The sequence below is a fragment of the Xylanibacter ruminicola Ga6B6 genome (assembly GCF_000687715.1).
GTDB classification, from domain to species: Bacteria; Bacteroidota; Bacteroidia; order Bacteroidales; family Bacteroidaceae; genus Prevotella; species Prevotella ruminicola_B.
In genome coordinates this window covers 295,460-308,644 of sequence record NZ_JHXD01000002.1, presented here as the reverse complement: position 1 = coordinate 308,644, position 13,185 = coordinate 295,460, and the positions used below count along the sequence as shown (strand labels likewise).

The following is a 13,185-nucleotide window of genomic DNA, read 5'->3' as shown; positions in this document are numbered from 1 at the left end:
TTTATTTGAATTACCAAAAGAAAATGAAAAAAAACTTGGATTTTCTTGTTTGTTTCGCAAAATATTTGTACGTTTGCAGGTAGAATATAACGCTAAAATCCTAATGATGGAAATAAATAATAAGAAAAATTACTGCGTGATTCTGGCAGGGGGTCGCGGTCAGCGATTGTGGCCTGTTAGCCGAGAGCAGTACCCTAAACAGTTTTTGGACCTTTTTGGCACTGGCCGTACTTTGTTACAGACGACTTACGACCGTTTTGCCAGATTGCTACCCAAAGAGAACATACTAATATGTACGTGCGCGGGATATCTGGAACTGGTGAAAGAACAACTCCCCGAGGTTGACCCTAAAAACATCATAGTAGAACCTATTCATCGGAACACAGCCCCCAGTGTGGCATGGGCAGCTATGCGTATTCACCACCATACACCAGATGCCAACATCATCGTATCGCCTAGTGATCAGCTGATATTGAACGAAGCATCATTTGCACACAGCATGGAGGTTGGTATCAGTTACGTAACCAAAAACAACGTACTGCTGGCCATGGGCGTTAAGCCCACACGTGCCGAACCAGGATATGGTTACATACAGCTGGGCGACCTGAGCTGCAAGCCTGATGTGTTTGAGGTAAAATCGTTTACCGAGAAGCCTGAACGCGAGTTTGCACGCATGTTTATGGAGAGCGGCGAGTTCTACTGGAACACAGGTATCTTCATTTCGAACGCCTATCACTTACTCGACACGTTCGAACATGTATTTCCCCCAGTACTGCGCGAGTTACGCTACGACAACCCGAACTACACTGAGGAGGAGGAAGCCAAGTTTGTGGCCGACAACTATCCACGCTACCCCAACCTATCACTCGACTACGCCATTCTGGAACAGAGCAACAACAACGTGTATGTGATGAAGTGCGACTTTGGTTGGGCCGACCTGGGTACCTGGCATGCCATCTACGAGGTGATGCACAAAGTACCCGACGACAATGTGGTGATGGACTCGGAGGTGATACTTGAGGACTGCAAGAACAACATCATCAAGCTACCCAAAGGCAAACTGGGTGTGTTCAACGGATTGGAGGGGTATATCGTTGCCGAAGAAGACGGGGTGCTACTCATCTGCAAGAAGAGCGACAACTCGTCGATGGTAAAAAAATATGTAAACGAGGTAAGGATTAAATACGGCGATGAGTTTGTGTAATTACACAAACTCACCACGTATTTTTTCGGCAATAGCCTTGAACTGATCTTCTGTAAGCTTCAGCTTTTCACGGCGGAAGTCAACATCGGCCTCACTCTGCATGGGGATGAGATGGATGTGTGCGTGGGGTACTTCAAGACCCAGCACAACCTGTGCCACCTTTTTGCATGGGAAGGCCTTCTTGATGGCCAGAGCAACGCGCTTAGCAAACACCTGATAGCGAGCCAACTCGTCGTTGTCCATATCAAAGATGTAATCTACTTCGCGGCGAGGGATAACCAATGTATGTCCCTCTACCAACGGATTAATATCAAGAAATGCATAGAACTCCTCGTTCTCAGCGCACTTATAGCTGGGAATCTCGCCAGCAGCGATTTTGCTAAAGATATCCATCGTAATATTTACAATTTGATAATTAATTATTGATTAGCCGACAGTGATTTTGTCGATACGCAGTTTGATAGTACCACGAGGAATCTTCACCTCCACCTCGTCACCGACCTTATGGTTAAGCAAGCCCTGGGCAATAGGAGTCTGGATAGAAATCTTACCCTCACGCAGGTTAGCCTCGCTCTCGCTCACAATAGTGTAAGTCATCTTGGCCTTATTGGTCAGGTTAGTCATCTCTACTTTCGAGAGAATCTGTACAGAGTCGGTACTCAAACGGCTGGTATCTATCACCTTTGCCTCGGCGATAGTCATCTTCAGCTGATTGATCTTATCCTCCAGGTGAGCCTGTGCCTCCTTGGCGGCATCGTACTCAGAGTTCTCACTCAGATCGCCCTTTTCACGGGCCTCGGCAATAGCGGCAGAGGCCTTTGGACGCTCAACACCTTCTAAACGCTGCAGTTCGGCTATCAGTTTATCGTAGCCTTCTTGTGACATGTATGCCATAACTATTCAATTTTTAAAGATTTTCTTAATTACTCGGATGGACAAAAAAGAAAAGAATCCCGACTCGCCTTGTGTCGGAATCCCTATGTTGTATTATGTCTTATCCTTACTTATTCGGTTGCAAAGATAAGCATTATTTTCGAATCAAACAAATTTTTTCGATAAAAAAAACAAAAACGCATAGATGACGAGAGCTGAAATCCAGCCTCCAATCACATCGACTGCATAGTGCGCCTGAATGTAAACAGTTGCGAAACACATCAACACGTAAAAAGGCAACAATGTGTATAGCAGTTTACGATTACGGGCATGCCAAGCCAACAACAGCAGAATGGTAGTAACACCCACATGACTGCTGGGGAAAGCTGCCGTAGGACGTTCGCCAGCCTCGTGTGCACTGGCCACACACTGGTAAAAGAAGCCATCCTTCCAGCCTGGTATTGTTAACGCCTCAGAGTGGGTAGCAAAGTAATCGCCCACATTAGGGAAGTTACCCTGCGCTATCTGATCCACTCCTGCCGCCAAGTAGTAATACTGCGGACCAGTAACAGGCATCAACACAAAGATGACATAATAGAGCATGAACGATGCAAGAATGATAAACACCACACGCGAAAACTCCTGATAACGATAAAGGAAATAGTAAAGCGTTACCAGAGCTATGAGCGGATAATACGAAGCATAGCCCAGATGCATCAGTTCGCTGAACACAGGATTAGAGATAGCCTGCGAGAAGACCAGAGCCGGCTGGAAGTGGAACAGCTGCTGCTCGTAACCAGCAAACACATGGTCGAGATTTGGGAACACCTGATTCATATCATAGGTATCGGGATACCACCACGACAATAGTATCAGCTGTAATGCCACACGGAACATCATCGTAAGTCTGCAGGGAATCATACGATACACCCACCAGAGTGCCAGAGTAGAAATAACCACCTGCGCACGCCCCCAAAGCATTTCGCCTGGGTTCTGCAATTTGGTAAAGGTAATCATAATAAGCAGCAGCGTAAACAGCAGATAAGCCATCACTGCCCACTCGAATGCCATTAAGCCCTTACGGGGTTTCTTTTCTATCTCGAATAATTTTTTTATAACCATTTGTTATCCTGATACCATTTAATTGTTTCTTTCACGCCACGCTCCAGGTCGTACTCGGGCTTATAGCCAAGTTCACTGATAGCAGGCTGTATATCACAACGCCAATTACGCTGGCGTAGAATATTATATTTATCGTTATTAAGCGCCGTAACCTTACCTGTCAGTCGGCCGATATACTCACCAAAGAAGGTTACCACACGCAGTACCCAGATAGGCGCCTTGATGCGAATCCACCATGGGCATCCAAGTTCCTGATGAATCAGATTGCTAAACGTCTCACTCTGGTACACCTTACCATCGCTCAAGAAGTACTTTCTACCGTTCTCACCCTTATCCAAAGCCAGGAAGATAGCCTGCACCACATCCTTTACATATACGAAGGTAATATCCTGACGCTTGTAGCCCACAGCAAAATCAGAGTGCTGTTTGATGCTCTTGGCCATAATAAAATAGTCTTTCTCACGAGGACCATAAACACCAGTTGGACGAACTATTATATAAGGTACGCGCGAAGCCATTTGTTCCAGATACTGCTCAGCGGCCAGTTTACTGCGACCATAAGCGGTATTAGGTTGGGGAGTATCGTTTTCTGTGATTTCCTGATAAGGCTGCTGTTCACGGATAGCACCAAAAATGCTTAAGCTGCTCACAAACACCAGTCGCTTTAGCGGCATACCTACCTCAACAAGTGCATCAACCAGATTCTTGGTGCCCTCAGTATTTATACGAAAGAAGTCCTGTTTATCCAAGCACTTAGTTACTCCAGCAGCATGTACTACATAGTCGAATGTCATACCACGCAGCTGCTCCACCAGTTGAACTTTCGATGAAAGGTTCAGTTCGATAAAGTTGATGCGCTCATCCTGCAGATAAGCCTTAGAGCTACTGCCACGCACAGCAGCCCAAGTGTCAAAGCCACGACGGAGTGCCTCCTCAACAATAAACGAGCCGATAAAACCACTCGCACCAGTTACTAATATCTTCATACAGTTTACAATTTGGGTGCAAAGGTATAAAAAATAGGCACGAATTATACGAATTTCACGATTTTTAATCTCTATAGCACAAAATAATTCGCGTAATTCGTATAAATCGCGCCAAAAATTACTATCTTTGCAGGCAGAAAGAAAAAGAAAACAAGCTATGGGTAAGAAGAAAGGTGGAAAACGTTTAGGAAAGAAGCAGGTAAGCGAACTACTACAGAACCTGTTTCAGCATAATCCTAACGAAACATTCTCGTTCAAACAGATATTCAAGGTGTTGAAACTCGACACTCATCCGCTCAAGATGCTGGCCATCGATGTGATGGAGGAGATGGCATGGGATGATTTCCTGCTGAAGGTGAGCGACAACTCCTATAAACTAAACCTGAAGACTCAGGTACAGGAAGGTATCTTCCACAGAAAAGCTAACGGACGCAACTCGTTTGTGCCCGATGATGGTGGTACACCAGTGTTTGTGGCCGAACGTAACTCAATGTCGGCTATGGATGGCGACCATGTGAAAGTGTCGCTTATGGCGCGCCGCGACAAGCATATCAAAGAAGCGATGGTCATCGAGATCGTGAAACGAGCCCACGACACTATCGTCGGTAAGCTGCGCGTTGAAAAGGATATTGCTTTTCTGGTAACAGCCGACTCTACGATTGTTCACGATATCATCATCCCTAAACGTAAGTTGAAAGGAGGTAAGACCGACGACAAGGCTGTAGTAAAGATTATCCAGTGGCCCGATCAGGACCATAAGAACATTATCGGTCAGGTCATCGACATTCTGGGTAAGACAGGTGAGAACAATGCCGAGATGCACGCCATCCTGGCACAGTATAATCTGCCTTATAAGTATCCCAAGAACGTAGAAGAGGCTGCCGAGAAGATCGACGCAGCTATCACCCCAGAGGAGATTGCTCGCCGCGAGGACTTCCGCGATGTATTCACATGCACCATCGACCCCAAGGATGCCAAGGACTTCGACGATGCCTTGAGTATCAGAAAGACAGACAAAGGTCTTTGGGAGGTTGGTGTACACATCGCCGATGTATCACACTACGTAAAAGAGGGTTCAACCATCGACAAGGAAGCATATGCACGTGCCACCAGTATCTATCTGGTGGACCGTACCATCCCTATGCTGCCCGAGCGTTTGTGTAACTTTATCTGTTCGCTGCGCCCCGACGAGGAAAAGCTGTGCTATAGCGTTATCTTCAAGATGGACGACGAGGCAAACATCAAGGATTGGCATCTGGCACACACCGTGATTAAGAGCGACCGCCGCTATGCCTACGAAGAGGTTCAACAGATTATTGAAGAGGGAAAAGGCGAAAACGCCGAATTCCTGTTGAAGCTTGATGCGCTGGCCAAGAAACTGCGCGAAGCCCGATTCAAGAACGGCAGTGTGAAGTTCGACCGCGAGGAGTTGCACTTTGATATCGACGAGACAGGTAAACCTATCCGTGCCTACTTCAAGGTATCGAAAGATGCCAACAAGCTGATTGAGGAGTTCATGTTGCTGGCAAATAAAACAGTAGCCGAAAGTATCGGTCGCGTGAAGAAGGGTATTAAGGCAAAGACGCTGCCCTACCGTATTCACGACCAACCCGACCCACAGAAGCTGGAGAACCTGCGCGAGTTTGTGGCTAAGTTTGGCTATAAAGTTAAAACTGCTGGTACCAAGGGCGCTATCACCAAATCGCTTAACGCCCTGATGTCGCAGGCCGAAGGAACGCGTGAGCAGAATGCTATCGAGACAGTTGCACTGCGTGCCATGATGAAAGCCAAATACAGCGTACACAATATCGGTCACTACGGACTTGCATTCGACTACTACACCCACTTCACTTCGCCCATCCGTCGTTATCCCGATATGATGGTTCATCGTCTGCTTACCAAGTATCAGGATGGTGCCCGTTCGGCTAACAAGGATAAGTATGAGGAGTTTTGCGAGCACTGCAGCGACATGGAGCAGATATCTATGAATGCCGAACGCGACTCTATCAAGTACAAGATGGTTGAGTTCATGGCCGATAAGATTGGTAACACCTACGATGCACATATCAGCGGCATCCAGTCATACGGCATCTACGCCCAGATTGACGAAACCCACTGCGAGGGTATGATACCTATTCGCGACCTGGGTAACGACTACTACGACTTCGACGAGAAGAACTACATGATTGTTGGTCGTCGCCATCATACCAAGTACCAGTTGGGCGACCCCATACGTATTCAGGTAGCCCGTGCCAATCTGGAGCGCAAACAGCTAGACTTTACACTGGCTGATGATTAAGAAGATTAAGAACTTATATTAATAAAGCAAATACACGTGATTAAATTAAGACTAGACAGATACTGGCTTGTAGGGTTGTTGGTAGCAACTCTATGCAGTATATCTATGCGGGCTGCAGCATTCGTACCACCTACAGATCAGATTACTATTGGTCTGGATGCTAACTATGCCCCACTGCAATCGGTAGACAAAGACGGACTTCCCCATGGTTACGACATCGAATTCACACGTGAGTTGATGAAACGTATGGGTATCAAATACTATTATGTACCTAACCTGTGGAACAAGGTGGCCACCTCGGTGCTGAACGGCGATACCGATCTGGCCATGATGGTATATTCATCCTATCGCAAGGATTCCATCTATTATTCACGCCCAATCTTCCGTCTGTACTATCAGGTGGTGTATCGTAAAAGCGACTATAAGACGTTTGATTTCCGTAACCTGAAAGGTAAGACGTTTGCCTTCCTGAATTCACGCCATATTTCCGAACTGGTGGAGCGTGAAGGTGGAACTTGCGTAAAAGTAAACGATCTCGACCAGTCGTTCCGAGAACTGGCAAACGGCCGTTACGACGCCATCATCTGTTACCGTTATCAGGCCAAGTACTTTATCGATCATTACAACCTAGAAGGTTTGGCTCGAGAGGAGATTTCGCTACAGCCACGCGAATACTGCTATGTTGGCCACAACAAGGAACTGATTGACGCCATCAGTCTGGAGATAGCCAAGATGGACAGCGAAGGAGTGGTTGATAAGATATACGGCTCTGAAATCAAAGAAGGTGTCAGTCATCATGGTGTGCCCATGTGGATATGGTATGTAAGCGTATTTATTATTCTGGCACTCATATCACTTTATATCTTCACCTTGTATCGTTCCCGCCGCAAGTTGCAGTTCACCAACGCCATGTTAGAAACCAACTACAACATTCTGGAAATGAGTCACATGGAGTTGGAACAAACCAACCACCAGCTAATAGAGGCAACAGCCAGAGCCGAGGAATCATCAAAGATGAAGACCCACTTCATCCAACAGATTTCGCACGAGATACGTACCCCATTGAATATTCTGAGTGGTTTTACACAGATACTCACTACACCTGACTTAGAGTTAGGCGAGGATGAGAAGAGGCAGATTGCCAACGACATTGTAACCAATACCGAACGTATTACTGGTCTGGTTAACAAGATGTTGGAACTGAGCGATGCCAACAGCCGCAACGTGATTGAGCGAACCGATAAGGTATCGCCAAATAAGATTGTTAGCGAGGCCATCGTCAAGAGTATGATTGCCGATACTCCCTCACTGACGTTCGATTTAGAGATGCAGCCTGATGTTGAGAAGATACAGTTGAAGACAAATATGCAAGCAGCTGTTCGTGCCCTAACCCTGTTACTCGACAATGCGCGCAAATTCAGTGCAAAAAGCGCCGACCAGCGTGTCAAGTTGCATGTAGAAACCCTACCCAACTGTGTACAGTTCGCTATCGAAGACAATGGCATCGGCGTTCCTGCCAAAGAAGCTGAGCACATCTTCGACGAGTTTGTACAGCTCGATACATATTACGAAGGCACCGGCATCGGACTAACCGTTGCACGTAGTATGGCACGCCGCATGGGAGGCGATATACAACTTGATACCGACTTCAGTCCTGGCGCCAGATTCGTCATGACACTCCCCCGATAAGCAGAGCTTCTTGCATGCAATCGTTTGCATCGAGAAACTATCAAATACAAGCCCGTTTGGAAACACCGAACGGGTTATTTTCGTACTTTTGCCAAAAATAACTAAAAGCAAGTTGGTATGAAGATCATTTTCAACCTGGAGTACCAGACTATCTTCGGCGAAGAGCTGGCACTGAACATCCTAACGGATGACAAGACGGAAGAGCACAAGATGACAACCCTGGATGGGCTGCACTGGATGTGCGAAATGAATAAGGCAGAGAAATCGTCTGCCCACATCGACTATTATTATACCGTGATGCGCGGCGACCATGAGCAGCGCCACGAGTGGCTGGTTATTCCACACCGTTTGGAGTTTGCTGCTTCAAAAGGAGCCTGTTATATGGTTTACGACCACTGGATTGATATCCCAGAAGATTCGTATATGTACTCGACTGCTTTTACCGAGTGTGTAGCCGCCCGAACACCAAAAATGAGCAACCTTACATCCTACAGCAAGACCATACGTCTGAAGGTTCGTGCCCCACAGCTACGTAACAACGAGCGTCTGGCACTGATTGGTGGCGGCGAAACCCTAGGAAACTGGGAAGCTAAGCGTGCCATTGATATGGCAGAACACGAGAACAACGAATGGGTTATCAGTCTTGACGCCGACAAGCTACCCCGTACCATCGAGTTCAAATTCGTTGCCCTCGACGAGAAAGTGGATGTTACCCCACTGTGGGAAAACGGCATGAATCGTACCGTAGATCTACCCCAGATGGCTGATGGCGAAGTAGTGGTTTACGAGTTGTCGCAAGCCTATTTCCCCGTATATCCTTGGAAGGGTGCTGGAACCGTCATTCCTATCTTCTCACTACGTAGTGAAGGTAGCTTTGGTGTAGGCGACTTTGGTGATTTGAAACTGATGGTTGACTGGTGCGACAAGACCAAGCAGCGCGTACTGCAGGTATTACCTATCAACGACACCAACATCACCCACACCTGGCAGGATTCATATCCATACAACTCTATCAGCATCTATGCTCTGCATCCACAATACACCGATCTGCGCCAGCTGCCTCAGCTTAAGGACGAGAAGCTACGTCAGGAGTACGAGGTACTACGTAAATCACTGAACGCCCTGCCACAGATCGACTATGAGCGTGTAAACAATGCCAAGATGGAGTATCTGCATGCCATCTATGCACAGGAAGGCGCCAAGACGATGAAGACGGCAGCCTTCAAGCAGTTCTTCGATCAGAATAAGGAGTGGCTAGTACCTTACGCTGCATTCTGTCACTATCGCGATTTGTACGGCACAGCTACCTTCCAGGACTGGCCCGACCATCACGAGCTGCCCGACAGCGAGCGCGAGGCTATGAGCAAGTCAACAACTAAGTTATATAAAGAGGTAGCTTTCTGGTACTATGTACAGTTCAACCTCGACCAGCAGATGCGTTCCGCCCATGCTTATGCCCGAAAGAAGCGCGTGGTACTGAAGGGCGATATCCCCATTGGCATCAGTCGCGATGGTGTAGAGGCTTGGGTAGAGCCCAAGTACTTCAATCTGAACGGACAGGCCGGTGCACCACCCGATGCATTCTCGGCTAACGGACAGAATTGGGGCTTTCCCACCTACAACTGGGATGCCATGCTTGAAGACGGCTGCTCATGGTGGGTTCGTCGTTTCCGCAAGATGTCGGAGTACTTCGATGCCTACCGCATCGACCACGTGTTGGGTTTCTTCCGCATCTGGGAAATTCCTATCGATGCCGTTCACGGCTTGTTAGGTCAGTTCTCACCATCACTGGGCATGACCCGCGAGGAAATCGAAGCCTACGGTCTGCACTTCCAGGAGGAGCTGTTCACCAAGCCATTCATTGCCGACTGGACTTTGGAGCGCATTTTTGGCGAGCGTGCTCAGTACGTAAAAGACACCTTCCTGAATCATGCTCACGACGATATCTGGCAGATGAAGCCCGAATACGACACCCAGCGTAAGGTTGAAACCGCCTTCAAGGGCAAGACCGACGAGGCAGATCTGAATCTGCGCGATGGTCTGTATGCCTTGATCAGCGATGTACTGTTTGTTCGCGACCGTAAGAACAAGGATAAGTTCCACCCACGTATCGGTGTACAGAACGACTTTATCTACGAAGCCCTTTGGGACAACGATAAGTTTGTGTTCAATCGTTTGTACAACGACTATTTCTACCGTCGTAACAACCAGTTCTGGTACACCGAGGCTATGAAGAAGATGCCTCGCCTCACACAAGCTACCCGAATGTTGGTTTGTGCCGAAGACCTGGGAATGGTACCCGACTGCGTGCCCTGGGTAATGAACGAACTGCGCATCCTGAGTCTCGAAATCCAGTCGATGCCAAAGGATCCAACCACACGTTTCGGAAAACTGTCGCATAACCCCTATCGCTCGGTAGATACCATCTCTACCCACGATATGTCAACATTGCGCCAATGGTGGGACGAGGACGAGGAGCAGACACAGACTTACTATAACACCACTTTACGCCGTGGTGGTGCAGCTCCACACCCACTGCCAGGTTGGTTGGCAAAGGACATTGTGAGTCGCCATCTCACATCACCCTCAATGCTCTGTCTGCTGTCATTGCAGGATTGGCTGAGCACCGACGAGAGTCTCCGTCTGCCCGACCAGAATGCCGAACGTATCAATATCCCGGCTAACCCACGTCATTACTGGCGTTACCGCATGCATCTCACCATCGAGCAGTTGCTGCAGGCCGACGACTTCAATAACGAAATCAGCACATTAATTATCCAAAGCGGAAGAAAATAAATGAAAAAGTTACTCTTATCGCTGGCTTTGCTGCCACTCATGGCCATCGCCGGCAATGTAAAATCGCCTAACGGCAATATCGAGGTTAAATTCACAGTAGACAACACAGGCCGCCCTGTTTACGAGATGACCTACAAGGGTCGTGCGGTTATCAAACCCTCACATCTCGGACTGGAACTGGCCAAGGACCGTCACTCATCCAAGTGGACAAACGAGACCGACCTGATGGACGGCTTCGCTATCGCCAAGGAAGAAACATCTACCTTCGACGAGACATGGCAGCCGGTATGGGGCGAAACCAAGAACATTCGCAACCATTACAACGAGTTGGTAGTAACGCTGGATCAGCCCTCGGCTAAACGCCAGATGATTATCCGTTTCCGTGTGTACAACGATGGTATCGGATTCCGTTACGAGTTTCCACAGCAGAAGGAGTTGAACTACTTCCTGATTGAAGAGGAACGCACAGAGTTTGCCATGGCAGGCGATCACACTGCCTGGTGGCTGCCTGGCGACTACGATACTCAGGAGCAGGAGACACAAGAGACCAAGCTCTCTGGTATACGTGCCCGTTTCAACGAGGCCGTTAACTGGTATAACTCATCGGTAGCCGTGTTCTCAGAGACAGGTGTTCAGACTTCACTCCAGATGAAGAGCGACGATGGACTCTACATCAACATCCACGAGGCTGCCTGCCAGGATTACGCCACTATGCACCTGGAGTTGGTTGATGCTCAGACCAAGCATCTCTCACAGGAGCTGAAAGGCTTTACCAATGCCTATACCCCCAATCCTGCTCCATCGCGTTTCCCACTGCCAAAGCCTTTCACCTTTGTAAGTCATCTTACACCAGATGCCACTGGTTTGAAAGGCGCTATGCAGACACCTTGCAATACACCTTGGCGTACAGTCATGGTATCTGATGATGCACGCGACATGCTGTCGAACAACCTCATTCTGAACCTGAATGAGCCTTGTAAGATTGAGGACACCTCATGGATTCACCCAACCAAATACTGCGGTGTATGGTGGGAGATGATTGTTGGTAAGAGCTCTTGGAACTATACCGACGATTACCCCAGCATCAAGCTCGACCAGATCGACTGGAACAAGGTAAAACCCAACGGTCGTCATGGTGCCAACAACGAGAAGGTTAAGCGCTATATCGACTTTGCAGCCAAGAACGGTCTTGATGAGGTATTGGTTGAAGGTTGGAATGTAGGTTGGGAAGATTGGGCTAACCTATGGAAGCGCGATGTATTCGACTTCGTGACCCCATACCCCGATTTCGATATCAAGATGCTGAACGACTACGCCCACTCTAAGGGTGTTAAGATTCTGATGCACCACGAGACCTCAAGCTCTACCCAGAACTACGAGCGTCATATCAAGGAGGCTTACGAGTTGATGAACAAATATGGCTACGATGCCGTAAAGACCGGTTATGTAGGCGATATCATTCCTCGTGGCGATCACCACTACTCACAGTCGATGAACAACCACTACCTCTATGTCATCAAGGAGGCCGCCAAACATCATATCATGGTTAACAGCCACGAAGCTACACGTCCTACTGGTCTATGCCGTACCTGGCCTAACCTGGTTGGTGGCGAGAGTGCACGTGGTACCGAGTACGAAGCCTTCGGTGGTTCAAGACCCGATCATACCTGTATCCTGCCATTCACACGCTTGCAAGGCGGTCCGATGGACTACACCCCAGGTATCTTCGAGACCCAGCTTAAGAACTGGAGCGAGAACACCTCATGGGCACGTATCACCATCGCTGGTTCTCTGGCACTCTATCTCACCATGTACTCACCCCTGCAGATGGCTGCCGACCTACCCGAGAACTACGAGAAGTACGATGATGCTTTCCAGTTTATCCGCGACGTAGCTTGCGACTGGGATGAGAGCATCTATCTGGAGGCCGAACCAGCCGACTATATCACCGTTGCCCGCAAGGCCAAGGGAACCAACAACTGGTTTATTGGCGGCAAGTGCGATGAGAACGGACACAAGAGCACTATCAAGCTCAACTTCTTGGATAAAGGTCGTAAATACGACTGTACCATCTACGCCGATGCCAAGGATGCCCATTACGAGCACAACCCAAAGGCTTACGTCATCACCAAGAAGGTGGTAACAGCCAAGGATGTACTCAAGCTCACTGAGGCTCCTGGTGGAGGATTCGCCGTATCACTTATTGCTAGATAAAG

At 48.2% G+C, this 13,185-nt stretch carries 9 protein-coding genes; 5 read left to right on the top strand and 4 right to left on the bottom strand.

Features of this window, described 5'->3' with window-relative positions:
* Window positions 1-106 precede the first annotated feature (106 nt).
* Window positions 107-1,204 (top strand): mannose-1-phosphate guanylyltransferase, encoded by a 1,098-nt coding sequence (locus T500_RS0102685; RefSeq protein WP_028906840.1) that lies wholly within the window; start codon window positions 107-109, stop codon window positions 1,202-1,204.
* Here the strand turns inward: T500_RS0102685 and T500_RS0102680 are convergent, their stop codons facing one another.
* From T500_RS0102680 to T500_RS0102665, 4 genes are all read right to left on the bottom strand, one after another.
* A complete protein-coding gene (locus tag T500_RS0102680; protein ID WP_028906839.1) occupies window positions 1,205-1,597 on the bottom strand; it encodes an HIT family protein in 393 nt (130 codons plus the stop codon). It lies immediately after the preceding gene.
* A gap of 33 nt (window positions 1,598-1,630) precedes the next feature.
* A complete protein-coding gene (gene greA, locus T500_RS0102675) occupies window positions 1,631-2,098 on the bottom strand; it encodes a transcription elongation factor GreA (RefSeq protein ID WP_013064600.1) in 468 nt (155 codons plus the stop codon).
* Between the two features lie 144 nt (window positions 2,099-2,242).
* Window positions 2,243-3,199 carry a phosphatase PAP2 family protein gene (locus T500_RS0102670; RefSeq protein ID WP_028906838.1) on the bottom strand — a complete coding sequence of 319 codons (957 nt, stop codon included), beginning with the start codon at window positions 3,197-3,199 and terminating at the stop codon, window positions 2,243-2,245.
* Window positions 3,190-4,185, bottom strand: a complete 996-nt coding sequence (locus tag T500_RS0102665; RefSeq protein ID WP_028906837.1) for an NAD-dependent epimerase/dehydratase family protein — start codon at window positions 4,183-4,185, stop codon at window positions 3,190-3,192. Before T500_RS0102665 ends, T500_RS0102670 begins: the two co-directional genes overlap by 10 nt.
* A gap of 157 nt (window positions 4,186-4,342) precedes the next feature.
* Between T500_RS0102665 and rnr the strand changes: the two genes are divergently transcribed.
* The 4 genes from rnr (at window position 4,343) to T500_RS0102645 (ending at window position 13,183) form a co-directional block, all read left to right on the top strand.
* Window positions 4,343-6,484, top strand: a complete 2,142-nt coding sequence (gene rnr / locus T500_RS0102660) for a ribonuclease R (protein ID WP_028906836.1) — start codon at window positions 4,343-4,345, stop codon at window positions 6,482-6,484.
* 105 nt (window positions 6,485-6,589) lie between these two features.
* The gene (locus tag T500_RS0102655; RefSeq protein ID WP_028906835.1) at window positions 6,590-8,173 is read left to right on the top strand and encodes an ATP-binding protein; all 1,584 of its coding nucleotides are present in this window, start codon (window positions 6,590-6,592) and stop codon (window positions 8,171-8,173) included.
* A 117-nt stretch (window positions 8,174-8,290) separates the two neighbouring features.
* Window positions 8,291-10,969, top strand: a complete 2,679-nt coding sequence (locus tag T500_RS0102650) for a 4-alpha-glucanotransferase (protein ID WP_028906834.1) — start codon at window positions 8,291-8,293, stop codon at window positions 10,967-10,969.
* A complete protein-coding gene (locus T500_RS0102645) occupies window positions 10,970-13,183 on the top strand; it encodes a glycoside hydrolase family 97 protein (protein WP_028906833.1) in 2,214 nt (737 codons plus the stop codon).
* Window positions 13,184-13,185 lie beyond the last annotated feature (2 nt).

Coding starts and splice junctions, on each gene's coding strand:
- greA (WP_013064600.1), bottom strand. CDS start 2,098: ATGGCATACATGTCACAAGAAGGCTACGATAAACTGATAGCCGAACTG.
- rnr (WP_028906836.1), top strand. CDS start 4,343: ATGGGTAAGAAGAAAGGTGGAAAACGTTTAGGAAAGAAGCAGGTAAGC.
- T500_RS0102645 (WP_028906833.1), top strand. CDS start 10,970: ATGAAAAAGTTACTCTTATCGCTGGCTTTGCTGCCACTCATGGCCATC.
- T500_RS0102685 (WP_028906840.1), top strand. CDS start 107: ATGGAAATAAATAATAAGAAAAATTACTGCGTGATTCTGGCAGGGGGT.
- T500_RS0102680 (WP_028906839.1), bottom strand. CDS start 1,597: ATGGATATCTTTAGCAAAATCGCTGCTGGCGAGATTCCCAGCTATAAG.
- T500_RS0102655 (WP_028906835.1), top strand. CDS start 6,590: ATGCGGGCTGCAGCATTCGTACCACCTACAGATCAGATTACTATTGGT.
- T500_RS0102665 (WP_028906837.1), bottom strand. CDS start 4,185: ATGAAGATATTAGTAACTGGTGCGAGTGGTTTTATCGGCTCGTTTATT.
- T500_RS0102670 (WP_028906838.1), bottom strand. CDS start 3,199: ATGGTTATAAAAAAATTATTCGAGATAGAAAAGAAACCCCGTAAGGGC.
- T500_RS0102650 (WP_028906834.1), top strand. CDS start 8,291: ATGAAGATCATTTTCAACCTGGAGTACCAGACTATCTTCGGCGAAGAG.